The organism is bacterium (genome assembly GCA_016699995.1).
Classification (GTDB): Bacteria; Patescibacteriota; Doudnabacteria; order UBA920; family UBA920; genus UBA920.
In genome coordinates, this window is the sequence record CP064996.1 from 384,989 (window position 1) to 407,842 (window position 22,854).

The following is a 22,854-nucleotide window of genomic DNA, read 5'->3' on the forward strand; positions in this document are numbered from 1 at the left end:
ATAAAAACCGTTCTAGATCAGAACGGTTTGTTTTTTAATCGTCCTTGTTCCGAAAAGCGAAAGCAGTCGAAGGAATAGATTGATGATGTTGAGGTACATGCCGACCGCAAAAGTTAGAGCGTTGCGGGTCGTGAATTCCGCTCTTACCGCTTGGTTCATATCGTAAAAGATATACAGCGAAAAGATGAACACGCCGACCCAGTCCAAGGCCGTGAAAGCGAATTGCACCGGATAGCCGAACGAGGCTAATAGTATTGCGCCGAATTGGCAGACAATCAAGGCAATAAGCCCTGTAAGCAGAAAACCTCCCCAATGGGCTACCGATTTCGGATAGAGAATTCCTGCAATGCCGATTACTGCCGTGATGGTGAGTGTAGCGAAGAAGATGGTGGTCACCGAAGGCAGGGGTATACATGGCCAGTACCGGACCAAGCATCGCTCCAAAGCCGGCGCATAAAATGCCGTAGCCTAGCGAAGCGATGAACGTCGACTCAACGAAACTGATGAACAGTCCGATGAGGGCGACTGCGAACGTGCCCAGGATCAGAGCCAGCTGGGCTCCCAGCTATAAGTTATGCTGGAGAAGAACCCGCTGAGGAACAAGCCTCCGCAGATGAACAGAACCATCTGCATTATATATAGTCTTGCCGAGATATTCTCTTGGGCAAAGCCACGGCTCATGCGATTTTCGAACATTCAATATTCCTCCTAAAGAATAGTGTGTTATTAAACAATAACAACATATCATACCGATTAGAAGCGGGTAAAGTCAAGAGGCTGGTGCTTGCCCTAGGCGGTTTCGGGTGCTAATATATAGTCTGCAGGAGGAATATATGTCGGAAATACAAGCACAGATTGAGGCCTTAAGGCAGTTTCATCGGGAGCGCGATTGGAAGCAGTTCCATAACCCCAAAGATTTGGCCATCTCTCTTAGCCTGGAAGCTTCCGAAGTATTGGAGCTTTTCCAATGGAAGTCTCCGGAAGAGATTGCAGAATTTGCTGTGACTGGCAAGCAGGAGATACAGGAAGAGCTGGCAGACGTTTTTAACTGGGTGCTGGTGATGTGCGATGACCTGGGAATCGACATTATCAAAGCCGCCCAGGACAAGCTCGAAAAGAACAAGCTTAAGTATCCGGTCGATAAGGCCAAGGGCCGTCATACTAAGTACAATAAATTGATATGACTAAACGCGCACGATTATGCGCGTTTTTATTTTTTGCAGTTATAGTTTTAATAAAATCTGGGTTTAGGCTATAATGAAATGGCCTTGGGTATTAGGGGAGAATAAAGCGAAAGGTCTCATAATTTGAGCGCTTTGTTCGAAGAACCAATATCAATTATAACCGGCTCAACCGGTATTTTTTTTATACCAAAAAATAATTAATTGAGAAAGGAACAAGCATGCAATGCCCAAATGACCAGACTACTTTGGCTATGACAGAACGCCAAGGAGTCGAAATCGATTACTGTCCAACCTGCCGCGGGGTATGGCTCGATCGCGGAGAGCTGGATAAGCTCATTGCCAGCAGCGAGTCTGCCGGCGCCCCTATGCAGGAACATCGTCCACAGCAGCAGCATTCACAGCCGTATCAGGATCGGCCCCGATATGACGACCGGCCAAAGTATGACGATCATTCTTCGTACGGCGGCCATCACAAGAAGAAGAGGAAAGAATCTTTTCTTGGCGACTTGTTCGATTTTTAGCAAACAAAAACACCAGCAAGTGCTGGTGTTTTTTGCAGCCCTCATCGGGAAACAGCTCGAACCATTCTCGCTAAGATATGGGAAGTTTTTGCCGAGACGCCGGTTCATCAGGCACACAACGATCTCGGCTTGAACCCTTAGTAAAATTGCTAAACATGTGCGGTATCCTTAATACTGCGTTTGTCCTTTAACCCCGTAGAGGTAAATGCTTTTGATCGTTAGGATCGTTTCTAAGACGACACAAAGCGCAATTTCCCCACTTACATTCCAACGACTCATGTCTTCGTCGATCTTGCCGTGATGGGCCAGGTTTCCAAAAGCCCCAATATTCTCCATCACTTTTCCTTCTAGCATTATCTCGAGTCCCTCCAAGATGGGAACATGCTTTGTTGCAATCTTCTTATTTTGACGTAGAAGCAAAATCTTTTTGTTAAAAGTTCCAGCGCCGGACATATTGATATTGAAATGACCGCCGTAGTCTGAGAGGAAATCTTCTAAGACTTCCCGTGTGATTTTTATGGAACCGCGAGGATCATGCGAGAAATCGACCATCGCCTTAATTAGCTCCTCGCGTATAGAATCATCCAGAAAAGCGAACGCGTCATCTCCTAAGATTTGGTTTAGATATTCTTGAGCCGAGAATGCGCTCATGAAGGCACTGCGAAGTTCGTCGATCTTCTCTAAACTCTGGTTTCTCAATGTGGCTTCGATGGAGACGGTCCCGTCTACCTTAAGAACTTCCCCGTATTTACCCCAGGACTTAAACATCTTTAGGGCAGATTTCTCATTTCGATTGATCCCAAAGATCGCACATGACCGGCGTGCCGCTCTTCCGGTTCATATCCTAACGAAAGAAAATGAAAGAATTTTGCGAAGGGCCCAAATTTGCGAAGGTGCTTAACAAATAGGATGGGTAGATCCTTTTTTGTGAAGAATTAAGTAACTTCTGATCCTCGCCGCTTACTACCCTGCAGGGTCCCACCAGTATTTACTATGATGCCCAACTGCTCCGCCATAGATTGGATCTTGATCGCCTGTGGCTTACCCACGTCGAGGTATTTGGCGAGTCTGTCTATATCTTGAATCCCGTGGGATACAGCTCGGATAACGCCATAATGTTCTCAGCTGAAACATCTTGTAGAACGATGGCTCTAGTTGGAACTGTTTTCATCTTCAAGTCGTTTTAGTGTGTTATTAAGCTTCCGGAACATCTCATAAATTTCCGCTTCGGTATTAGCAGGCGTGATCACTAGGGACACACTTAAAGGGAATCCGGATACTTGAGATATCTGTGTCGGAGCGGGAGGGGTTTTCGTCGCGGCGGGTTTGATCGCGGGGCGCTTCACCTCAGATGATGCCCGCGTAGCTCCGACCACTTTAGCGGTGGCATCCTTACTCCCGGTTGCTATCCCGGATTGGGAGCACAGCCAGATAAAAAGGCTCGCGGCTTTGTCGGCGCTTTTTTTAGCGGTTTCTGGGTATGCATCATCAAGTATGATGGTGTCCGCAATATCCTTACGATTTTTGCCCTCAAAGCTATCTCCATGGAGTTCAAACAGCCGGGCATAAGCGCTGCGTACAATTCGAGACAATTGATCTTTATATGTTGCATCGGGGCGCAGGGCCGTATAGTTTTCGGTGACTTTGCCTTGATCATCAATTAAGTTTAGAAACTTGAAAGCCGACAAAATTGAAGAAGCGTCATACTTTGTACTTCCCCATTTAACGAGAGTCGGAGTGTCAATTCTCTTAAGTTGTAGCTGCCTCACGCGATTCAGAGCGTCACCGAATGGCTTAACGCTTGCGTAGGGGGCCTTGCCGAAGCCTGTTTTCGCTCACCATGATTTTTTATTCTTTAGTTGTTAAGTGTTTTTCGACGAACTTATTGATCTCTTCTGAAATCATCTTAAGTTCACCTTGAGCGATGGCAGCAGAGAGTTGATGGCCCGAGTTAGGGATTATCAATCGCACGCCACCTTTGAATTCAAAATTCAAAGCTCCATGGCTGTCGTGAGAGGGTTCGATCTGCTTTTTGGCTTTCTTAACGGGGATCTTCGTAGCCGCCTTTGGAACCGAACGTTTTGTTTCTTGGGACTTGCTGATTGTTCCACTGGGTTCTTTGAGCCCTCCTTCTTCTGCAAGCCACAAAAATGCGGGCACTGCTGTTCGCGCGAGCCGTGGAGTTATTCCATAAGTGACGATGAATTCATTATGTAGTTCATCTGCCGGTAGGGAATAAGCCGTGGGCATTCGCTCGAGAAGCTTAGCGTACGCAGATTTTACGAGTTCAGCGATTGCTTCTGTGCGAGCATCGCCTTTCAAATGCAGTTTCTTTGCGACCTCCTGAACTTGGTTTTTACTGTTTAGAAGCCCCAAGAATCTTAATGAGGTAACCGCTACGTAGCCGTCACTTTCACCGTATCCATAGTGCGTGAGTTCTCCCGGTTGGATTTCCTGGAAATTACGAGTCGAGATGAGTCCGAAAAGTTGAGCCAGCTTTCCGACGCTTAGATAAGGAGGAGATGTTTTCTGCTTGTTTTCCGATGGTTTTGTATCATTCATAGTTATTACGTTTAATTGTGCAACAGTGTACTCGTAGTATAAATCCAGGTGGGCAGCATTGTCAAGAGAGCCTGACAGCACAACGATAACAAGGCTTTTGCTAGCTACGTGCTTGTAAGCGTATCTTAAATAATTTGATCGTGCGAGAGATTCGTTGTACAAGTTGCGTCGCTGGGACGATAAATTTGTGGAATCTGAGGGCTCCCACCTCCTCCCTCATAGACTCGGGAATGATCATGCGCGCATCAGGTTAGCGATCTACTCTTTATGTATGTCTAAGCCCGAGGAAAAACTAGACCCAGAAGCCGAGGAGAATCTGCGTCGTTACGCAGAAGTCGTTTACCGGATTTACCAGCGCATCAAAGATACTCCAGCAGGTGAGGAGTTGCGGCTGAAGTCACAGTGGCGAAGAAGATTCAAAAATTAGAACGACAACAAATTACGCGTCGCACAACGAATAGGTGCTAAAAATGCGGAACGCCGACCCCCATTCGTGAATCGAACGAATTCAACTTTTATCTAAGCGTGGTTCTCCACGGTTTTACTTTTTATGTTCTAATGCGCAGTTTTTGAGGTGCGCCAGTTTTGGTAGTTTTGCGCTTAATTTTCGGCTTAAATAAAACAGCGCTATGTGGCGCTACTTTTTACTTTTTATTCACTGGTAGCGCCACGGAGAATCGAACTCCGGTTACATGGATGAGAACCATGTGTCCTAACCACTAGACGATGGCGCCGCAATCAATTACAAAGTATTTTATCAGTTTGTGCCGGTTTTGAAAAGGGGCACAGTCAGGCTTATCGGCAAGCCTAAACTAATTCCCCGGGGTGGATGGTATAATTTAATTATGAAGTACCTGCTGTTAATTTTAGTTCTGGCGACTTTCATTGCCGCTGGATGTGATAACCAAAATCAAAGGCGAAGTTCCGACTTCACCGAAGGAATCTTACGAAGCTTTGCCTCGCTAAAATTTCTAACCGACTTATCTAAGACAATAAAAATATTTTAAGTTTTAGTTAACTCTTTAGTTTTTAGCTATTGACATAGCAACTTAATGATGTTAATTTCAAGGCACCTCAAAGAGGGTTCATTGATTTTGGTTTAGAGAAAGCGTGCCTGATTTAATCAACAAGGGGGCTGTCGGAAGGCGGGCGCTGTGCTCTACGAAATGAGTCGCATCACTTGAGAGGTTTGATCTCTCCGTTTTCTCTAAATATTAAAAACTACCGTAGATTGTTCCGGTAGTTTTTTAATTTACAAATTATTTTCGTCTTCCTGTTCCGTTTCTGCGATGGGTTGGGAAATTTCCACTTCCGTGATAACCTCTTCCGCAGCTGGGGTATCCGGCAGCTTGATGTTTCTAACCAATTCATCGAAGCTCGGCAAATCGGCGATAGAGGTAATGCCTAACTGCTGCAAGAATTCTGTAGTGATCTGGTAAAGTGAGCTGCGGCTATCCTGAGGGTTTGGTATTTTTTCTATTAACCCGCGCATGAGCAATGCACGGATGCTGTACTGCGAATTCACGCCGCGGATAGATTCAATCTCTGCTTTAGAAATCGGCTGGCGGTAGGCGATAATGGCTAATACTTCTACAGTCGCGTCTGTTAAAGATTCACGAAGGTCGCTGTTTAGAAAACCGCGGACTAAATCGCTATTGTCGCTATTGGTTGCTAGCTGATATTCATTGCCGGTATCTAACAATACAACCCCGGAATTAGCTCTTAATTGAGCCAATTCTTGCAAGGATTGAGCAATAGCTTCCGGTTCTGCGCCGGTAAACTTAGCAATGGCTTTTACAGTTAAAGGTTTGTTGGATACAAACAATAAGCTTTCGATTTGGGATGTTAAACTATTCATCTTTATTATTTTACCATTATTTATTTGTTATCGTCCTCATAATCACTGGCATCCCAGCCTTCGCTGTCGTCGTCTTCGTCGTCATTGTCATCCTCTTCTGCTTCTTCGGCGTCTGCTTCTTCTTCGTCTGGGACTTCCTCTATAACCGCTACCGATGGAGTGTATTTGGTAATGGTTACATCTGTAAATAGTTCATCCTGGTTTACGCTAAAGATGCGCTGTTTAATAAGCTCGAGTAAGGCAAGGAAAGTAATAATCACTTCGTCTTTGTTTTTGATTCCGCCAGCAGCTGACTCAGTTTGGTTTCGATATTGCCGCCAACCTGTTTTGCAGATGGGAAATTTTTCCTGAATGGAAATTGCTTCGCGGATTTTGGCTTTTGGGAGGTTGTCCAATTCCTTGCTGCTGCAAGACATTCAAAATGGAATCGTGCAAAGTGTGCGCAGTAACTTCCGGGTCCGGCCAGAAATTGATGCGTTCAGAAAATACCAGCGAACGAGTGTAGCTCTGCTGCTTGTTATTATTCAGCTGCTTAAGATGCTTGGCTACTTCCTTGAACTGTTTGTACAATATCAGCTTGGCAGTTAAATCTTCTTCCGGTTCCAGCTCGTCATCTGTTTCAACTTCCAAAGAAGGCAAAATCGCCTTTGATTTAATCACCAACAGACGCGCTGCAATATTCAAGTAATCAGCTAAGCTGGTGGCATCAATCTGTTCCAGCTGCTTTACGTAGCTTAAAAACTGCTCTGTGACTTCGGCCAGAGCAATTTGGGTAATGTCGAGCTTTTGTTCTTCTATTAATGACAGTAAGAGATCGAGAGGCCCTTCAAATTGTTGAACTTTTATTTGGGTCAACTAACTTTTATTTCTTAGGCAAATCTAATTTTATGTGAAGATCTTTGAGCTGCTTTTCGTCTACGCCGCTTGGCGCGTTCATTAGCAAGTCGATAGCAGAGCCATTCTTAGGGAAGGCCATTACTTCGCGAATGTTTGGTTCATCTTCCAAGATCATGAACAAACGGTCTAAGCCAAAGGCGCAGCCGCCGTGCGGAGGAGCTCGAATTTAAAGGCATTGATCATCGCGCCGAATTTAGCGTCGACATCTTCTTTAGAAATGCCAACAATGCCAAAAGCTTTGTACATGACTTCCGGATTAAAGTTGCGGATAGCGCCGCTGCAGATTTCATAGCCATTAGCCACCATGTCGTATTGGTCGGCCTTAATATCGAGCGAATCGCTGTTTTCGAAAGCAGTTAAGCCGCCTACAGGCATAGAGAATGGATTATGCGAGAAGTCTACGCGCTTTTCTTTTTCGTCGTATTCATACAGAGGAAAGTCCACAATCCAGGCTAAAGCAACTTTGTTCGGATCCTTGAGCTCAAACCAGTCGCCCAATGTAGAGCGCAAGTTTCCCAGCACTTTGTTTACAATTTTGCGTTCGTCAGCGCCAAAGAAAATAATGTCGCCGGTCTTAGCGCCGGTTTTGTCTATAATTGTTTTTAGTTCGTCTTCGGACAGGAACTTGATGATCGGGGATTTAGGTCCGTCCTCGGCCATTTGAATGTACGCTAATCCGCCAGCACCGTCGCGCTTGGCACGTTCGGTGAGGTCGTCAATCTGGCTGCGGGTCAGCTTGGCGCCGCCAGAACCCACGATAGCTTTAACTACCCCATGGTTTTTTAGAGCGCCGGCAAAGACAGCGAATTCGGTATCTTTGAGGTCAAAGCTTAAGTCCGTCATTTCCATACCGAAACGCAGGTCAGGCTTGTCGCTGCCGTATTTTTCCATAGCGTCGTTATAAGCGATGCGCGGCACATCTTCTGCAACTAATTGCTTACCGGCAAAGTCGCGCACCAGAGATACGATCAGCGGTTCCATGGTCTGCAGAACGTCTTCACCCTTTTCTACAAAAGACATTTCTACGTCTAATTGATAGAACTCGCCCGGATGGCGATCTGCGCGCGGGTCTTCATCCCTAAAACAAGGAGCGATTTGAAAATAGCGCGGCAAGCCTCCTACCATTAAGAGCTGCTTGAATTGCTGCGGAGCCTGAGGCAATGCATAAAATTGGCCTGGATGCAGGCGAGAGGGTACTAAGTAGTCGCGGGCGCCTTCTGGGCTGCTCGAAGTTAAAATTGGCGTAGTGACTTCGGTAAAATCATTTGCATGCATGTACTCGCGGATCTTTACATTAAACTGATCGCGGCGCTTAAGGCGGTCCTGCATTTTTGGCCTGCGCAAATCCAAGAAGCGGTACTTTAGGCGAATTTCTTCGTTTACTTCTTCGGTGCCGTGAGAAACAGGAAATGGTAATACTTCGCTCTTGTTAAGTATTTCGATGTTAGTAACTTCGATCTCGATGCTGCCTGTTGGGATGTTGTTATTTACCAAAGCAGCTCTGCGCTTTAACACTTTTCCAGTGGCGCGGATGACGAACTCATCGCGGATGGTTTCGGCGATTTTAAAAGCGTCGACTTGTTCGGGATGAATAGTTAACTGAACTAATCCGGTGTGATCCCGGAGGTCTATAAAAATCAGACCGCCGTGGTCTCGGCTGTTGTTGACCCAGCCGGCTAAAGTGATTTCTTGTCCGACAAAATCTAAAGATTGAGAAGCTAAAGTTCTTTGCATATGGGTTAATTATATCTAAATTTAGGCATTATTCCAAGCTTGCTGGCTAAATTTAAAGTAAGGTTCTATGAAAAATTAGAATGAAAAAAGAGGTTAACGCGATTGTTAACCTCTTCACTAGAATGTCGCAAATTGCGACGGTATTATTGCATGGCGGAGCTTATCCGCCATAGTCCTCCATAGGGACGCTGATATTCCCGCAGTGGGCCGTGTTCGCATCAAGTAATTGAAGTCATTTCGATTGGGATATTTCTACCCCGCACAATATGTTTCTCAGACTCGACGAGAACACGAGCGCTTCGCGGAATAGCTTTGAGTTTTGGCTCAAAGCGGTCAGACTGTTTACTCTTTGACTAGAGTATAGTTCGAACCATCGTGGGTTCTTACATTATTGTTCAACAACCTGAGTTGTCTTTAAGTTTCTATTTGTTTCCGGTAACACCTGGGTGCTACCTTGTTTCTTAGGCCCTTCGCTTGATCTTGTCAGAGATCCATCTGTTCGTTTCCGAACTGACTTCTTGGGCTGACTTTTTAGGGTCAAAACTTTACAATAAAATGTCTGATTGTGTACTCAAATCGTTTTTCGGTTGTCGGTTTTGATAACTTGCGCTATCTCTACTTTGTGACCTAAGTAGACGGTTTGAGTGTGACGTTTTCTCATCCGAAGATGAAGTGAACGTGGAGTAATACTACACCCATATTAAAAATCTGTCAAATCAATTTTTAAGAAAGTTTTCCACACCTGTGGAAAAGTCATAAATATGGCTTTAAAATGGGGGAGTAAATTAATACTCGTCATAAAATAGCCATAAAGATTAAACAAAAGAAAAGAGCCCGCAACAGAAGTGCGAGCTCGTAACTAAGAAGAAAAGAAATATGATTGCGGGCCGCAGCGAAGTATCTCGCCGCGGACACCCTTTTTTAATCTAAAAGGTTCTTTCTATAAGCCGGTCCGCTGTGCAGTTAATTCTTCTTTTTAGAAGAACTAGAGCTACGCCGATCGCGGAAACGCTAAGGAGCCCGGTGCCCCGATCTCATTGTTGGCCCGACGGCCTACAGATGAGGCCAAAGGCCATGAACGGAAAGGAGCGAACGAATCATTTTCTTGTTTTCCCCCAAACGAGTTTTGAAAACGGAGGGAAGGGGCGACGGCGGAAACGCCGTCTTTGCCCCATCCCTATCAGCCTAGGCAGTGCCTATGCCAATACCGGCGGTGTGCGATCGGCACGGCGCGTAGTTGGAGAGGAAACCCCACTCGCGGCGTAAAAGCCGATAGCTGCACTTCGGATCGTGCCGGTAATTTCGAACCAGGTTTTTACAGATTTTTCTTCCCAGCTAACAAGTGGGTTGTTAAATCTGCTCCCGCGACTGGTTCGAGGTAAAAGAGCCGTTATCCGGGCCAATCGGGGAAATCCTCGATAGGCCTTGGGCTCCGCGGGTATATTGTCGGCTGTATCCGATGGTGGGCGCGCCCCACGCATCGTTTGCGCGCGTCGTGCCGACCTTCGTACAAGCTCTCAGCGGCCGAGTATGCCAGGAGACTGAACTTCTGTGTGCCAATCATCACCGTCTGAGCTTCATGCCCTGGGTTGTATTGGTTTATGAATAAAGCAGCTTCTTATCACCGCCACGGGCAAATAATACCCATCACAGATTCAGTGACGAAATAATATCATATTAAGTAGATATTGTCAAGGCAGGTCGAAGCGGAAGGATTAAAAATGGCTTATTTAAGACATAAATTTTACTGAATTTTAAAGTTTGATATACTTAGATAGCAGAAATTAACCGAATATCAAGAAATAAAAAGAAAATGCTCAAGAAAATTGTATTAGATTTAGAAACCCAGAAATCATTTGAAGAAGTGGGAGGGCGCGGCAAAAATCACCTGTTAAAAATATCCGTTTGCGGCATCTATAATTATGCGACAGATGAGTATTTAATTTATGAAGAACATGAGCTGCCAAGGCTGGGTTCATTATTGCAGTCGGCCGACCAGATTATTGGATTTAATATCAAGCAGTTTGATTTTGAGGTTCTTCAGCCTTATCTGAATTTTGACATTAATTCGGTTCCTTATTACGACCTTTTAGAAGAGATAGACAAAGTGTTGGGCCATAAGATCAAATTGGAGTCAGTGGCACAGGGGAGTATTGGCAGCGGAAAATCTGGCAACGGCCTCGAAGCTTTGCTCTATTATAAAAACGGCAAAATGGATCTCCTTAAGAAATATTGTCTAGACGACGTCCGGGTGACTAAAGAGGTTTACGAATACGCATTAAAGAATCAGAAGCTATTATATAGAGATTACTTTGCGATTAAAGAAATCCCGATTAAGTGTGAGGAACCGCAGAGCCGGGTAGGGGTGACTCGCCAGGAAGTCCTTTTTTAATTTTATGAGTATATTGCAATCTCGTCGGTATGAAATTTTAGCAGTCGTGGCAATAGTCGTAGCTGTGGGAGCGATGGCGAAATTTATTTTTAGCGGAGATGTAATATTGCCGCAGTTTTTTGATATCGCCGGTTTGAGAATTTATTCGTACGGAATCATTTTGGCCGCAGCAATTTTGGCAGGATATTATTTAGCGCGGCGGAGAGCACAAAAATTTGGCCTCACTCTTGATCAGTTGGATTCTATTTCCTTAATACTAATTGTGGCCGGATTCATAGGTGCCCGACTGTATCATATCGTAACCGACTTCTCGTATTACCAAGCTAGCTGGCAGTCTGTGGTCTATGTTTGGAATGGAGGGCTTGGAATTTACGGAGCGATTATCGGCGGGTTATTGGGGTTATGGTGGTATAAGAGATCTCGATTGCCGGAATACTCTTTTCTGAAGCTTTTGGATTATCTTGCACCCTCGGTCTTGGCGGGCCAGATTGTCGGCCGCCTGGGGAACTTGTTCAATTATGAATTGTTCGGCGTGCCGACTAATTTGCCCTGGAAAATGTTTGTGCCTGCTGCCTTTCGGATTCCACCATACGAGACTTCTCAATTCTTTCACCCGCTCTTTTTATACGAAGCCTTAGCTGGTTTACTCATTCTATATATATTGATAAAATGGGTGAATCCTAAGCCGGGCCAGATTTTTTGGTTTTGGTTGGGATCTTACAGTATAGTGAGGCTTTTCGTAGAGATGATTCGCGCAGAAAATACTTACCTCTTTGGAATTCCTCAATACGCACTAGTTTCTACGCCGCTTATACTGATTTCATTAGTAATGCTTGTTAAATCGCGACATGAACCCCAGAAATCATAAGATATTTAGCGCCTTGTTTGCGGTTGCCTTTGTGGTAATCGTACAATGGTTTGCTAGTCCGATGCCGGTATTCCGTTTTTTAATTCCGGGGTTTTTAATTTATGTGGCGGCAATAATGGTCTATAACTGGCGCTTTTTAAAAAGCCGCGGTCATTACAATAAATGGCTGTTTTTACGCCTGCCAATTTTTTTAATTTTTTGGTTTAGCCTGTTGTTTGTAATTCCTCTAGGATTCGGCCGGGCTTTGTTCTTGTTGGTAAGCATTCCCGTAATCTTCTTTTTTGAAACTTTAATAGAAAATACCGGACAGCAGATAGGTTGGAATATTTTTCTGCTTTCTCTGGCTAGTTTGCTTATTGGGATGTATGGTTTTAATTTTTATTTCCCTCTCACCGGGTTGATTTATTTATTCTTGTTATTTGTAGGTATGGCTCTGCTAGTTCGAACTTCGGTAGAAACTGTCCCGCACAACACTAACGTTAAATGGCTGGCAGCTTTAGTTCTGGCTTTATTCTCTGCCGAACTGTTTTGGGTGCTGCAATTTTTACCTCTACACTTTTCGGTTTTAGCTGTTATCAACTTTAATATTCTGTACCTTTTGTGGGCAATATATTATCATTATCTATATCAGACCTTAACAGCGAGGCAAATTCAGTTCAATATTTTGCTTGCCTTAGGCTTAAGCATCATCGTATTGCTGTCATCTCCTTGGTCCATTTTAAATTAATTTTCGTATGAATAAAAAACAGATTGTTCTAGTTATAATTATCACGGCAGTAATTGTTTGGGTTGCAGATCTATTGGCTGGCAACTATTTGTCCGCAAGACTGTCGACGGCTTCTTGGGCGCGCAAGTTCAATTTGTTTAATCCTCAGGCTCAACTGGTTGTAACTAATCGCGAAACCGTGCGAGTTAACAACGGCAATGATGCAGTAGAAGCTGCGGAAAACGCCAAGTCCAAGCTTTCTACGTTAATTTATTTTGAAAACGGTAAAGTTACCACTACCGGCTCGGCTATTAACTGGACTTCTGACGGTTATCTAGTGACCACAAAAGCCGCATTGGCTCCAGGCGGAAAAGTATTTGCCATCGTCACCAGCAATGGCGACGTATTCCCGGTAGAAACAAGCTACCCAGACCCGGCTTCTAACTTGGTACTCTTAAAAACCTCTGCCCAGGGTTTAGCCGTGCTTGACCCTTCAAATAATGATGACCTCCGCGTAGGGCAGCAGGTGCTGGGATTGCAAAACTCAGTAGGCAATCGCATGACCCGCTTTGCTACCGGATATATTTCTCGTTTATCTTCGGATACTTACGGCGCAGTTTTAGAAAGCGATTTAGTGAGCCGCTCTTACAGCGTTCAGGTAAACGGCGGCTTTGCTCCAGCTACTGCAATTATGAACCTTTCCGGTCGTATGGTTGGCGTTTGGGACGGGCAAAACGTTATCAGCGTAGATGATGTCCGTTTGCTGGTTAATAATTTCTTAAATGACCAAAAGCAGATAGTTCGTCCGTCATTTGGTTTTTCTTACCAAATGTTGAGCGAAAGTGAAAGTAAGATTTTGCAAACCGTTAGCGGGGCAAGAGTCATGGGTTTGGCGGCAGGGAAGTCGGCTGCAGATAGCGGTATACGAGTTAACGACGTAATTGTGGAATGGGGCGGAAAGGCCGTGAACAATTCTATTAATTTTGATTCTATTTTAAGACAAACAAAACCGAATCAAACGATTCGGGTAAAGGTTTACAGATCTGGGACAAATTTAGAATTAAATTTGGTTTCCGGAACAATGTAGTTTGAATTTTGATAGTTTAAATTTCGCGGCGGCCTTCCAGTGCCCGCGACAGTGTAACTTCATCTGCATATTCTAAATCTCCGCCCATAGGTAACCCGCGCGCAATGCGGGTTATTTTTACGTTAGAGTCCTTAAGTAGCTTGGCAATATGCATAGCCGTAGTTTCTCCTTCTAATGTAGGATTAGTGGCAACTATGATTTCCTGGGCATTGAGTTTTCCGATGCGAACGAGTAGGGAAGAAATATTGAGCTGTTCGGCGCCGACGCCTTCGATGGGGTTAAGCACTCCGCCCAGGACGTGGAATACTCCTTTAAACGAACCGGTGCGGTCTAAGGCTAGCGCGTCTAAAGGTTCTTCGACAACGCAAATCAATTGGTGGTTGCGGGTTTGATCGCCGCATACGGAACATGGGTTCTGTTCGCTCATATTGTGGCATTCATCGCAAAAATTAATGTCTTTACGGAGTTCTTTAACGCTTTCGGACAAGGTTAAAAGCTCCACGTTGTCTTTTTTTAGCAAATAAAAAGCTAGGCGCTGGGCGCTTTTGGGCCCAATGCCTGGTAATTTGGAAAATTCATTTATAAGCCGGGACAATGACGGCGGTAGTTTTAACATATTTAGAGTTCTTCCAGTTCGCCGCCGCTAAGAGTTTGCATGACTGTTTCTGGGCTGGTGTCGAAGCTCTTGTCCAAGTTGCGGAATGAGGTGCGCTCTGCATCGAAGAACAAATCGACTTGGCCGGTAGGGCCGTTGCGGTGCTTTTTAATATGGATTTCGGCGATATTAGGGCGGGATGATTCTTTTCCTTTATACATATCTTCGCGATAAATAAACATTACAACGTCGGCGTCTTGCTCGATTGATCCGGATTCTCGAAGGTCAGCCAGCTGAGGAACTTTGTCTGGACGGTTTTCCAAGCCGCGGGACAGCTGGGATAGGGCTAAGACCGGGACATTGAGTTCGCGCGCCAGAATTTTTAGGGATCGGGAAATTTCTGAAACTTCCTGCACGCGGTTTTCGGTGCTGCGGCCAGCCATAAGCTGTAGGTAGTCGACCACTATCAGACCGAGTTTTTGCTCTGTCTGCAGGCGGCGGGCCTTGGTGCGGATTTCCATAATGTTGCCGCCGGCAGTATCGTCTATGAAGATTGGCGCTTCGGAAAGCGCGCCCATGGCATCGCCAAGGGCTTCGAAGTCGGCTTCGTTTAGCTGACCAGTGCGGATCTTCCAGAAATCTACGTTGCTTTCTGCAGCGAGCAAACGGTCTACCAGCTGGTCCTTGCTCATTTCGAGAGAGAAGATTCCTACCGGAGTTTTGGTGTGCACTGCTACGTAGCGCATGATGTCCAGCGCTAAAGAGGTTTTACCCATAGAAGGTCGAGCGGCCAGAATAACCAAGTCGGATTTTTGCAGCCCGCTTAACTTTTTGTCGAGCTCGATAAAGCCTGTGGGCACGCCGCGCAGCTTGCCGCTGGAGCGGTGCAGTTCGTCGATGCGTTCGAACGTATCGTGTAACACATTGCTGATAGAAATAAAATTCTGCTTCAGGTTGCTTTGAGAAATATTGAACAGCTTCTGTTCTGCAGTATCTAAAATATCTTCGATTTCGCCCTCTTCCGAGAAGGCCATATTGGTAATTTCCGAAGCAGAGTTAATCAGGCGGCGCAGTGTGCCCTTCTTCTTTACAATGCTGGCATAGTAAGCGGCGTGGGCTGATGAAGGTACAGAGTTGACTAGGGTCGCCAAGTAGCTGGCTCCGCCGATTTGTTCAATTTGTTTTCGTTCTTCGAGCAAGTTGGCAACGGTCAGCACGTCGATAGAAGCGCTCTTTTCGTAAAGACCAACGATCGCTTCGTAGATTAAGCGGTGGCGATTATCGTAATAGTCGTCGCTAATGATAGTATCCGCCACGTTAATAATGGCGTCTTTATCTAACATTAAACAGCCCAAAAGCGCGGTTTCTGCTTCGAGGTTTTGAGGTGGTAGTCGGTCTAGATTTGTGGCCATTTTATTGGGGTTTCTTAGAGTTATCTAGTGCTAAGCTATGCTTTGCACTGCTGTCTTAGCATTGTAGCAGAAATTTTTTTGTTTCGCAGGTTAAAGATATTAAACAAAAACCCGGCTTAAAACCGGGTAGTTTGCCTTACTTTTTTGTTATTTGTTGGCCGGTCGAAGTGTCTTTAACTTCAAATCCGTGCTTGGCAATTTCGTCCCGAAGCTCGTCTGATTTAGAAAAATCTTTATTGTCCCGGGCCTGCTGTCTTTGGGTTAGTAGCTCTTGCACAGCTTCGGGAATTTCGACATGGGGTTTATCGCCAAGGCTTAAGCCAAGGACCTGATCGTAGCTAAGCAGGTTGTCTTTGTTTTGGTGGGCAATTGCCAAGGCTCCGGCGGTGTTGAGGTTATTATTGAGTGCGTCCAAAAACTCGCCAGCAATAGAAACCTCTTCGGCGGAATTTACATCTACAGAATTTGCCAATTTAACTCTGGCATTATGAGCGGCTTCGATTGCTTCCCAGGTAAAATTGTTTTGCTGTCGGAAATTGCTTTGCAGCAAAAGGTATCTTAAGTCTAAGCCTGAAAAGCCTTTGCCTTTGAGTTCCTCTAGAGTGTAATCGTTTTTTAGGCTCTTCGACATTTTTTTGCTGTCTACTAGAAGGTGTTCAAAATGAACCCAGTAATTTACAAATGGACCAAGCGGCTGACTTTGTGCAATCTCGTTGGTGTGATGAGGGAATATTAAATCAATGCCGCCGGTGTGTATGTCGGTTGCTTCTCCCCTAAACGCGTGAAAGTTAATTGCCGAACATTCAATATGCCAACCCGGGCGGCCTTTGCCTAATTCCGGATGTTCCCAAAATATGGCGCCGTCTGCCTCGTCCCAGGCCTTCCATAAAGCGAAGTCGCTGAGATTGTCTTTGTCGTACTCGTCATGCTTGATGCGCGCGCCGACCTTTTTGCCTTCCAAAAATTTAGCTCCAACTAAGGCACCATAATCTTTAAAATCATTTTGGTATTTCTCAATGCTGAAATAAGTGCTGCCGTCTTCGGCGGTATAGGCGTAGCCTTTTTCCTTGAGCTTCATAATGAATTCCTGAATTTCGGGAATTACATCGGTCACATTAATGAACTCAATTTGTTCCGTATTTACGCCTACTTCGCGCAGATCCGCGATAAACCGTTCGGTGAATTTAGTGGTGTAAGTTTTTAGAGTTTTGATGCTGGATTCATTTCCGAATTCTGCCAGACAGCCGCGGATGGTTTTATCATCGATATCGGTGATGTTCATGACCCAGCGCACTTTTTGGCCGTTTGCTTTTAAGGTGCGGAAAAGCACGTCGGCCATGATAAAACTGCGCAAATTTCCTATGTGGGCATAACCGTAAACGGTTGGTCCGCAACTGTAGAAATTAACCGTTTCGCCGGAGAATTCTAGAGGAATGATATCTTTTTGCAAGGTATCGAAAATTTTAAGCATACACTATTGTAGCAGATTTAATGGTGGTCGTGCGCGCGCAGGCTTTTTAAGTGGCGCTCTTTGAGTTTTTTAAGTGCGTTAGGGTTTTGATTAGCTTCTATTACCCCAGCCAAGTGCAGACTGCCTATGATATGCTGCACCAAAACATAATCAGCGCCTAGGTCGTATAATACTTGCGCTTCGTCTTCATCCTGCGCTGTCATGATGATTTTGATCTTCTTTTTTTGACGTTTGATAAACTCAAACGTCGCCATGTTGTCGGCCAAGTCGGGGATAGTGGAGATAATCAGCCTGGCTTTTTTCAAATTAGACACCTCCTGGATGTATTGGTCTGCGATATCACCACAGATGGCTGTATAGCCGAGTTTTTCGTAATGATGAACGACGTCCGGGTTAAAGTCTATTATTACTATCTCTTCTGCCGGCACCGAAAGCGAATCTAAGATGTGGCTACCTAGCCTATGCGCGCCAATGATGATTATGTGGTTTGCAGGAGGAGACTTAATAAGTTCATTATCCTTTTTAGTATTCGAGAAATCCAAATAATTAAAGAGTGGCTGAACATATTTATAGATCTTTGAGGCGTACAAAATGCCATAAGTTGCTGCGGCGATAGTAAGGATTCGGACTAAGGCGACAACGGTTACGTCTGTTTCGTTTACATATCCTGCAGCCAGCCCGGCAGAGGTAATGAGTAGGCCGAATTCCGAGATATGCGCTATAGAGGCTCCGCTCATAAAGCCGATGCGCGGCTTGTATCCAAGTATGCTTAGTGAGAGCGAAGTTATAAGCGGTTTAATTATCAATACAAATCCTGTAATTATCAGCGCCGGGATTATGGCATCAGAAATGTTTGTAAGGGATAGGCTGGCGCCCAGGACTATGAAGAATATGATAATGAAAAAATCGCGCAGGGGCTGAATGCGGCTGCCGATCTTATGCTGGATGCCAGAATTAGCCAACGAGAGTCCGGCTACGAATCCGGCGATCGCGGCGTTGAATCCTATGATCGGCAAGCTGAACAAAGCAGCTATGCCTAGCGACCACGCCAAGGCGAACAATAAAATAAGCTCTTCCGATTTTTCTATGGATTTTATAACTCGCGGGAATACGTACTTGCTAAGCCATACAATCGCTACTCCGAGCATAAAAGTTTTGCCTAGAGTGAGCACTAATTGCCCGCTTAAGTTAAAGCCCGCGAACGGGGATCCGCTTACTGCATTCGAAGAGGACAGTAGTACTAAAATAAATATCGCCAAGACTGCTTGAACCAGCAGGATTCCTACGACAATTTTCCCGTATAAGCTTTGCAGATCCTTTTTTTCTGATAAAAGCTTAACGGCAATAATGGTAGAAGAAAAACTGATGGCGATCGAGATGTACAGTGCGGTAACAAATTCGAATCCGAGCAGGCTTAGTAACCCGAAGCCTGCAACACCTGTGAATATAACTTGGACTAATCCGGTAATGATCGCGGTTTTGCTAATACGCTTTAACTGAGAGATGTCCATTTCCAGTCCGACCATAAATAACAGCAGGGTAATGCCAATTTCACCCAAGCCATGGAAGATCTCGCCATTATGAATATTGACCAACCCTAGTTGGCCAATGATCAAACCTGTCACAATATATGCAATGATGCTTGGCTGCTTCAAAAATCTCAGCAGGAACGCAATGATGCCAGCTCCTGCCATGACAGCGGCTAATTCGATAAATAAATTGTCCATTTATATTTGTTTCCAGTCTATGTTGCGTTTATTATAACATAAATTGCCCAAAAATGGATAAATCGGTACAATTAAGACATGGATTCACCTATTATGGATTTTACAAAATATGACGCGATTTTTATGATCGGACCTCAGGGTTCCGGCAAGGGTACGCAAGGTAAAGTGTTAGCTAAAAAAATCAATTTCTTTTACTGGGAAATGGGTGCAATTCTGCGTGAAGAAGCGAAAAAGGATACTCCTTTTGGACGGAAAGTTAAGGAACTGATCGACGCCGGGCATTTATTGGAAGACGAAGAGCTGTTTCGGGTGTTACAGACAGAATTGCCGGAAGTTATTAAACACAAGCGCCTGCTCTTCGACGGCGTGCCTCGCACGGTGCCGCAGGGTATTCACTTAATACATTATTTGCAGCAAAACGGTTTTACGCAGTTTGCCGCGGTAGTCATTGATGTTCCAAAAGAAGAATCTGTAAAGCGCTTGTTAGAGCGCGCTCACCATGAATTTCGCACAGACGATACTCCCGATAAAATTGAATACCGTTTAAATCTTTATGATGAACAAACAAAGCCCGTAATCAAATTCATGGGGGGAGTAGGGGAGCTTTTTGTAATTGATGGGGTTGGCAGTATTGAACAAATTACAGCGCGCATTGATGAAGCGTTGCAAGTAAAGGAGAGTCACGTTTAATGCAACGCACGCCTCGCACCAAGTCTAATATGCAGCTTAACCTAATCTTCTTAGGTGATGTGGCTGCGGGCAAGGCAACCCAGTCTGCCTACTTTGCAAAAAAGTATAAATTGTACGATTTCGACATGGGGCGCGAATTAACGCTGTTGCGTGAAAAGCAGAGGGATGTAAACCATATTTTAAAAAAGAATTATGATAAGGGGATCTTGGCGCCAACCCAACTATGTCGCCAGATTTTGAGGGATACCATTTCGAGCGTTCCCAAGACAAAAGGTATTCTGTTCGACGGTCATCCCAAAATGGTGCAAGAAGCCCGCTTAGCTCGTAAATTGCTAGCGGAGTCTGGCCGCACAAAACCTCTGGTGGTCTACATTACCATTCCGGTGGAAGAAACAAAGAAAAGAATCGCTTCCCGCCAGGGTTATAAAGGAACCAACACCACTCGGCGCAGCGACGATACTCTCAAAGGCCTTCAGAATCGGGCTAAGTATTATCGAATAAACATTCGGCAAGTTATTAAATATTTTTCATCAGTATATAAATTCGAAAGGATCAGTGGTATGGGTACTCCTGTACAGGTTCGAGCTAGAATTCAGAAAGCCATTGATCTTTATATCAAGAATAATCAACCATGGGAAAGTCAATCAAAACTAAGCAAGAAATCGAAGTAATCGATCAGGGCGGCAAGCTTCTGCGCGATATTTTGCATCGCACAGCTGCACTGGCAAAGCCGGGAGTTTCTACAGCGGAGCTGAACCGATTTGCAGAGGCCGAAATCAGAAAAGTTGGCGGCGAGCCAAGCTTTATTGGTTATGGCAGCAGAGACAATCCTTTCCCAGCTGGGTTGTGTACTTCTGTAAATGATGTCGTGGTGCATGGCATCCCCTCGGAGCAGGACATATTGACGGAAGGAGACATAGTCGGCTTGGATATTGGCATGGTATATAAAGGTTTATATACCGACACGGCGATTACCGTAGGTGTGGGTAAAGTCAGCTCGCAAGCCCAGAAGCTTATGGATACGGCGCGCATTGCTTTAGAAGAGGCTATTAATGTTGCAAAGCCCGGAAACACAATTGGCGATATTGGCTTCGCGATCCAATCGATTGTAGAAAAGGCCGGCTTCTCTGTGATTCGCGATTTGGTAGGGCACGGGGTCGGCTATGCCGTGCATGAAGATCCGGCTGTTCCGTGCTATGGCAAACCAGGCAAAGGTATGGAGCTGGAGGAAAATATGGTTCTTGCTATCGAGCCTATGATTTGCCAAAAGAAACCAAACGTCATTTTTGATCCCGACGGGTGGACTATTCGCAGTTCGGACGGAGGCTTGGGTGCTCACTTTGAACACACTATTGCTATCACCAAAAACGGATCTAGAATATTGACGTAAGTGTTTGCTGAGGGTTCATTTTAAACACCTGTCATTTTCTATTGGAAACTATTGACAACTAAGCCAAAAAACTGTAGCACTAGTCTACAGTTTTTTGTTTACCCATCTAAACCCCCAGCTTTAGCTGGGGTGTGCGTTTGAAAGCGTAGCTCTCGGCAAAAGCACGCTACAATAAAATCACCTCAAGCAAGAAAGGAGGTGATTTTAAAAATGGTTTCAAGTCGAAGATTGTACCAACTTGAACATAGCACTTACCGTTGTTTCTACCATGTGGTTTGGACTCCAAGGTATCGAAACAAGGCATTGCAAGACAAGTATACCAAAGCTGAACTCAAAAGAATATTTCTGGCCATCTGCAAGTGGAAAAGCTGGGAAATGTCTGCCTGGCACATTGGCGATGATCATATTCATCTCTACATTGGAATACCACCCAAGTATTCTGTTGCCTATGCTTTGGCAGTTCTTAAGTCTAAATCAAGTGCCTGGCTCAAGAAGAAGACTAAGCGGTTTCCTAAAGGAGCTCTTTGGGCCAGAGGCTACTTTGTATCCACTGTAGGCATTGATGAAGCAATAGTTAAGCGTTATGTTCAGAACCAAGAACATCATCAGATAGAACTGCCAAAGCTCTTCTAAGTGTTAGATGCCTGCTACGGCAGGCAAAGATAAAAGCCACCAGCGTTTAGCTGGTGGCTAGTTTACTGTTTTAGAAGAATTGTAGCAACGTCTTAGGAGGACAATTATCGATGGAAGGAACAGAAGTAGGATGGTTTTTGGGTCTGCTCGCCGCAATACTGACATTTGGAACTCTTCAGTTCTTCTTGTTCTGGGGTGTGGTTGTGCTGCTAATCGCCGGTGGGCCGGTGAGGCTCGAAGAAGAATGAGTCTGTAAAAATTTAGCACTACTTGTAGTGCTTTTTAATTTTGTAGGATCTGCTATAATCAAGGTGAATTTACAATTAATATAAAACAATGAACAATGAATTGAATGGTTTGGCTACGTTCCCCAGCGCAGCAGGCACAGAGATAGACCCTGCGGTCGCGGCAGGTTTGGGGGTTTTCTGGCTAATCTTAATGGTCGGGTTTTACATTTATTATTCCTTTACGCTTTATCGAATTGCACAGAAGACTAATACGCCAAATGAATGGCTGGCATGGGTACCCATTGTTAACTTCTTTTACGCTGTAAAAATTGCCCGCGTTTCCAACTGGTGGATTCTTGCCATGTTGGTGCCTTTCGTCAATATCTTCGTTATCGCATATGTATGGATGAAGATTTCCGAAATCCGCCGACGCCCTCAATGGTTTGGCATTCTTATGCTTATCAGCCCGATCAACTTGATTGTCTTGTGGTTCTTGGCCTTCAAAGAAGCTGATGACGCAAACAACACAGCTCCACCCGCTCAGCCTGTCCCACCAGCAGCGCCAACGCCTCCTGCTCAGCCAACTATATAACTTGAAAATAAAATCCACTCGAAAGAGTGGATTTTTAGTATTGCCTTAAGTATTCCTGTGGAAAGGTGATTAATCTGAAACGGTCGCTGGTGTCCCGTATAAGGCCGGCTAAGCTGTTGCCGCGGACATAAACGATAACATAGCCTACTCTGAGTTTTTCTGCGGTGTCAATCGACAGCTCCCAGGATTTTATCGTTAATGAAGCAGTCCGGAGGTTAAGAATCATCTGATTAACCTGATGTCCCCACAGGCTGCCTTCTATTACGTCGCCGTGCTTAATTGTGTCCTGTTGCTTAATCTTTAGCATC

26 protein-coding genes, 1 tRNA gene and 1 pseudogene are annotated in these 22,854 nt (G+C 44.9%); 13 read left to right on the top strand and 15 right to left on the bottom strand.

The window, feature by feature from the left end; all coding sequences use genetic code 11:
* Positions 1 to 12 precede the first annotated feature (12 nt).
* Both IPM19_02020 and IPM19_02025 read right to left on the bottom strand, forming a co-directional pair.
* Positions 13 to 396, bottom strand: a complete 384-nt coding sequence (locus IPM19_02020; protein QQS23321.1) for a US12 family protein — start codon at positions 394 to 396, stop codon at positions 13 to 15.
* Between the two features lie 147 nt (positions 397 to 543).
* Positions 544 to 696: a hypothetical protein gene (locus IPM19_02025; protein QQS23322.1), complete on the bottom strand. Its 153-nt coding sequence runs from the start codon at positions 694 to 696 to the stop codon at positions 544 to 546.
* Positions 697 to 833: 137 nt separating this feature from the next.
* Between IPM19_02025 and IPM19_02030 the strand changes: the two genes are divergently transcribed.
* Positions 834 to 1,184, top strand: coding sequence for a nucleotide pyrophosphohydrolase (locus IPM19_02030; GenBank protein ID QQS23323.1), 351 nt, complete (start codon positions 834 to 836; stop codon positions 1,182 to 1,184).
* A gap of 218 nt (positions 1,185 to 1,402) precedes the next feature.
* Positions 1,403 to 1,705, top strand: coding sequence for a zf-TFIIB domain-containing protein (locus IPM19_02035; GenBank protein QQS23324.1), 303 nt, complete (start codon positions 1,403 to 1,405; stop codon positions 1,703 to 1,705).
* Between the two features lie 168 nt (positions 1,706 to 1,873).
* Here IPM19_02035 and IPM19_02040 read toward each other — a convergent pair whose 3' ends face one another.
* The 3 genes from IPM19_02040 to IPM19_02050 form a co-directional block, all read right to left on the bottom strand.
* Entirely contained in the window at positions 1,874 to 2,473 is a 600-nt protein-coding gene (locus IPM19_02040; protein ID QQS23325.1) for a hypothetical protein, read from the bottom strand.
* 383 nt (positions 2,474 to 2,856) lie between these two features.
* A complete protein-coding gene (locus tag IPM19_02045; protein ID QQS23414.1) occupies positions 2,857 to 3,483 on the bottom strand; it encodes a DUF5343 domain-containing protein in 627 nt (208 codons plus the stop codon).
* A gap of 70 nt (positions 3,484 to 3,553) precedes the next feature.
* Entirely contained in the window at positions 3,554 to 4,267 is a 714-nt protein-coding gene (locus tag IPM19_02050; GenBank protein QQS23326.1) for a DUF5343 domain-containing protein, read from the bottom strand.
* 271 nt (positions 4,268 to 4,538) lie between these two features.
* Between IPM19_02050 and IPM19_02055 the strand changes: the two genes are divergently transcribed.
* Positions 4,539 to 4,694, top strand: a complete 156-nt coding sequence (locus tag IPM19_02055) for a hypothetical protein (protein ID QQS23327.1) — start codon at positions 4,539 to 4,541, stop codon at positions 4,692 to 4,694.
* A gap of 232 nt (positions 4,695 to 4,926) precedes the next feature.
* Here the strand turns inward: IPM19_02055 and IPM19_02060 are convergent.
* From IPM19_02060 to aspS, 5 genes and pseudogenes are all read right to left on the bottom strand, one after another.
* Positions 4,927 to 5,001: transfer RNA gene (locus tag IPM19_02060), tRNA-Glu, on the bottom strand.
* A gap of 518 nt (positions 5,002 to 5,519) precedes the next feature.
* Positions 5,520 to 6,125 (bottom strand): SMC-Scp complex subunit ScpB, encoded by a 606-nt coding sequence (gene scpB, locus IPM19_02065; protein QQS23328.1) that lies wholly within the window; start codon positions 6,123 to 6,125, stop codon positions 5,520 to 5,522.
* A 20-nt stretch (positions 6,126 to 6,145) separates the two neighbouring features.
* Positions 6,146 to 6,385: a hypothetical protein gene (locus tag IPM19_02070; GenBank protein ID QQS23329.1), complete on the bottom strand. Its 240-nt coding sequence runs from the start codon at positions 6,383 to 6,385 to the stop codon at positions 6,146 to 6,148.
* A gap of 34 nt (positions 6,386 to 6,419) precedes the next feature.
* Positions 6,420 to 6,980 carry a segregation/condensation protein A gene (locus IPM19_02075; GenBank protein QQS23330.1) on the bottom strand — a complete coding sequence of 187 codons (561 nt, stop codon included), beginning with the start codon at positions 6,978 to 6,980 and terminating at the stop codon, positions 6,420 to 6,422.
* A gap of 7 nt (positions 6,981 to 6,987) precedes the next feature.
* Positions 6,988 to 8,756 (bottom strand): annotated as a pseudogene (gene aspS / locus IPM19_02080) (aspartate--tRNA ligase).
* Between the two features lie 1,813 nt (positions 8,757 to 10,569).
* Between aspS and IPM19_02085 the strand changes: the two are divergent.
* The 4 genes from IPM19_02085 to IPM19_02100 are packed head-to-tail and all read left to right on the top strand — an operon-like array spanning position 10,570 to position 13,809.
* Positions 10,570 to 11,148, top strand: coding sequence for a ribonuclease H-like domain-containing protein (locus IPM19_02085; GenBank protein QQS23331.1), 579 nt, complete (start codon positions 10,570 to 10,572; stop codon positions 11,146 to 11,148).
* Positions 11,149 to 11,152: 4 nt separating this feature from the next.
* A complete protein-coding gene (lgt, locus tag IPM19_02090) occupies positions 11,153 to 12,016 on the top strand; it encodes a prolipoprotein diacylglyceryl transferase (protein QQS23332.1) in 864 nt (287 codons plus the stop codon).
* On the top strand, positions 11,997 to 12,743 hold the full coding sequence (locus tag IPM19_02095) for a hypothetical protein (protein QQS23333.1): 747 nt from the start codon (positions 11,997 to 11,999) through the stop codon (positions 12,741 to 12,743). Before lgt ends, IPM19_02095 begins: the two co-directional genes overlap by 20 nt.
* A 7-nt stretch (positions 12,744 to 12,750) precedes the next feature.
* Positions 12,751 to 13,809, top strand: coding sequence for a serine protease (locus IPM19_02100; GenBank protein QQS23334.1), 1,059 nt, complete (start codon positions 12,751 to 12,753; stop codon positions 13,807 to 13,809).
* A 16-nt stretch (positions 13,810 to 13,825) separates the two neighbouring features.
* Here IPM19_02100 and recR read toward each other — a convergent pair whose 3' ends face one another.
* The 4 genes from recR to IPM19_02120 form a co-directional block, all read right to left on the bottom strand.
* Positions 13,826 to 14,425, bottom strand: a complete 600-nt coding sequence (gene recR, locus IPM19_02105; GenBank protein QQS23335.1) for a recombination protein RecR — start codon at positions 14,423 to 14,425, stop codon at positions 13,826 to 13,828.
* A gap of 2 nt (positions 14,426 to 14,427) precedes the next feature.
* Positions 14,428 to 15,816, bottom strand: coding sequence for a replicative DNA helicase (dnaB, locus tag IPM19_02110; protein ID QQS23336.1), 1,389 nt, complete (start codon positions 15,814 to 15,816; stop codon positions 14,428 to 14,430).
* A gap of 136 nt (positions 15,817 to 15,952) precedes the next feature.
* The gene (locus IPM19_02115; GenBank protein ID QQS23337.1) at positions 15,953 to 17,287 is read right to left on the bottom strand and encodes a class I tRNA ligase family protein; all 1,335 of its coding nucleotides are present in this window, start codon (positions 17,285 to 17,287) and stop codon (positions 15,953 to 15,955) included.
* 17 nt (positions 17,288 to 17,304) lie between these two features.
* Positions 17,305 to 19,014, bottom strand: a complete 1,710-nt coding sequence (locus tag IPM19_02120; GenBank protein QQS23338.1) for a cation:proton antiporter — start codon at positions 19,012 to 19,014, stop codon at positions 17,305 to 17,307.
* Between the two features lie 78 nt (positions 19,015 to 19,092).
* Between IPM19_02120 and IPM19_02125 the strand changes: the two genes are divergently transcribed.
* The 6 genes from IPM19_02125 to IPM19_02150 all read left to right on the top strand — a co-directional run bounded on the left by IPM19_02125 (position 19,093) and on the right by IPM19_02150 (position 22,546).
* Positions 19,093 to 19,704, top strand: coding sequence for a nucleoside monophosphate kinase (locus tag IPM19_02125; GenBank protein ID QQS23339.1), 612 nt, complete (start codon positions 19,093 to 19,095; stop codon positions 19,702 to 19,704).
* Positions 19,704 to 20,375, top strand: a complete 672-nt coding sequence (locus IPM19_02130) for a nucleoside monophosphate kinase (GenBank protein QQS23340.1) — start codon at positions 19,704 to 19,706, stop codon at positions 20,373 to 20,375. The genes IPM19_02125 and IPM19_02130 overlap by 1 nt, the downstream gene beginning before the upstream one ends.
* Positions 20,336 to 21,094 (top strand): type I methionyl aminopeptidase, encoded by a 759-nt coding sequence (gene map, locus IPM19_02135; GenBank protein QQS23341.1) that lies wholly within the window; start codon positions 20,336 to 20,338, stop codon positions 21,092 to 21,094. The genes IPM19_02130 and map overlap by 40 nt, the downstream gene beginning before the upstream one ends.
* A gap of 210 nt (positions 21,095 to 21,304) precedes the next feature.
* A complete protein-coding gene (gene tnpA, locus IPM19_02140) occupies positions 21,305 to 21,727 on the top strand; it encodes an IS200/IS605 family transposase (protein ID QQS23342.1) in 423 nt (140 codons plus the stop codon).
* Positions 21,728 to 21,837: 110 nt separating this feature from the next.
* Positions 21,838 to 21,975, top strand: coding sequence for a hypothetical protein (locus tag IPM19_02145; protein ID QQS23343.1), 138 nt, complete (start codon positions 21,838 to 21,840; stop codon positions 21,973 to 21,975).
* Between the two features lie 88 nt (positions 21,976 to 22,063).
* Complete coding sequence (locus tag IPM19_02150; GenBank protein ID QQS23344.1) at positions 22,064 to 22,546, top strand: hypothetical protein; 483 nt, start codon at positions 22,064 to 22,066, stop codon at positions 22,544 to 22,546.
* Positions 22,547 to 22,580: 34 nt separating this feature from the next.
* On the opposite strand, the gene IPM19_02155 is transcribed toward IPM19_02150, so the two are convergent.
* Positions 22,581 to 22,853 carry a hypothetical protein gene (locus tag IPM19_02155; protein QQS23345.1) on the bottom strand — a complete coding sequence of 91 codons (273 nt, stop codon included), beginning with the start codon at positions 22,851 to 22,853 and terminating at the stop codon, positions 22,581 to 22,583.
* Position 22,854 lies beyond the last annotated feature (1 nt).

Bases quoted from the DNA above. Each gene is read 5' to 3' on its own strand.
- IPM19_02150 (QQS23344.1), top strand. From the start codon at position 22,064: ATGAACAATGAATTGAATGGTTTGGCTACGTTCCCCAGCGCAGCAGGC.
- tnpA (QQS23342.1), top strand. From the start codon at position 21,305: ATGGTTTCAAGTCGAAGATTGTACCAACTTGAACATAGCACTTACCGT.
- IPM19_02040 (QQS23325.1), bottom strand. From the start codon at position 2,473: ATGTTTAAGTCCTGGGGTAAATACGGGGAAGTTCTTAAGGTAGACGGG.
- IPM19_02130 (QQS23340.1), top strand. From the start codon at position 19,704: ATGCAACGCACGCCTCGCACCAAGTCTAATATGCAGCTTAACCTAATC.
- IPM19_02145 (QQS23343.1), top strand. From the start codon at position 21,838: ATGGAAGGAACAGAAGTAGGATGGTTTTTGGGTCTGCTCGCCGCAATA.
- IPM19_02120 (QQS23338.1), bottom strand. From the start codon at position 19,014: ATGGACAATTTATTTATCGAATTAGCCGCTGTCATGGCAGGAGCTGGC.
- IPM19_02100 (QQS23334.1), top strand. From the start codon at position 12,751: ATGAATAAAAAACAGATTGTTCTAGTTATAATTATCACGGCAGTAATT.
- recR (QQS23335.1), bottom strand. From the start codon at position 14,425: ATGTTAAAACTACCGCCGTCATTGTCCCGGCTTATAAATGAATTTTCC.
- dnaB (QQS23336.1), bottom strand. From the start codon at position 15,816: ATGGCCACAAATCTAGACCGACTACCACCTCAAAACCTCGAAGCAGAA.
- IPM19_02155 (QQS23345.1), bottom strand. From the start codon at position 22,853: ATGCTAAAGATTAAGCAACAGGACACAATTAAGCACGGCGACGTAATA.
- scpB (QQS23328.1), bottom strand. From the start codon at position 6,125: ATGAATAGTTTAACATCCCAAATCGAAAGCTTATTGTTTGTATCCAAC.
- IPM19_02030 (QQS23323.1), top strand. From the start codon at position 834: ATGTCGGAAATACAAGCACAGATTGAGGCCTTAAGGCAGTTTCATCGG.
- IPM19_02055 (QQS23327.1), top strand. From the start codon at position 4,539: ATGTCTAAGCCCGAGGAAAAACTAGACCCAGAAGCCGAGGAGAATCTG.
- map (QQS23341.1), top strand. From the start codon at position 20,336: ATGGGAAAGTCAATCAAAACTAAGCAAGAAATCGAAGTAATCGATCAG.
- lgt (QQS23332.1), top strand. From the start codon at position 11,153: ATGAGTATATTGCAATCTCGTCGGTATGAAATTTTAGCAGTCGTGGCA.
- IPM19_02125 (QQS23339.1), top strand. From the start codon at position 19,093: ATGGATTCACCTATTATGGATTTTACAAAATATGACGCGATTTTTATG.
- IPM19_02085 (QQS23331.1), top strand. From the start codon at position 10,570: ATGCTCAAGAAAATTGTATTAGATTTAGAAACCCAGAAATCATTTGAA.
- IPM19_02115 (QQS23337.1), bottom strand. From the start codon at position 17,287: ATGCTTAAAATTTTCGATACCTTGCAAAAAGATATCATTCCTCTAGAA.
- IPM19_02025 (QQS23322.1), bottom strand. From the start codon at position 696: ATGTTCGAAAATCGCATGAGCCGTGGCTTTGCCCAAGAGAATATCTCG.
- IPM19_02035 (QQS23324.1), top strand. From the start codon at position 1,403: ATGCAATGCCCAAATGACCAGACTACTTTGGCTATGACAGAACGCCAA.
- IPM19_02095 (QQS23333.1), top strand. From the start codon at position 11,997: ATGAACCCCAGAAATCATAAGATATTTAGCGCCTTGTTTGCGGTTGCC.
- IPM19_02050 (QQS23326.1), bottom strand. From the start codon at position 4,267: ATGAATGATACAAAACCATCGGAAAACAAGCAGAAAACATCTCCTCCT.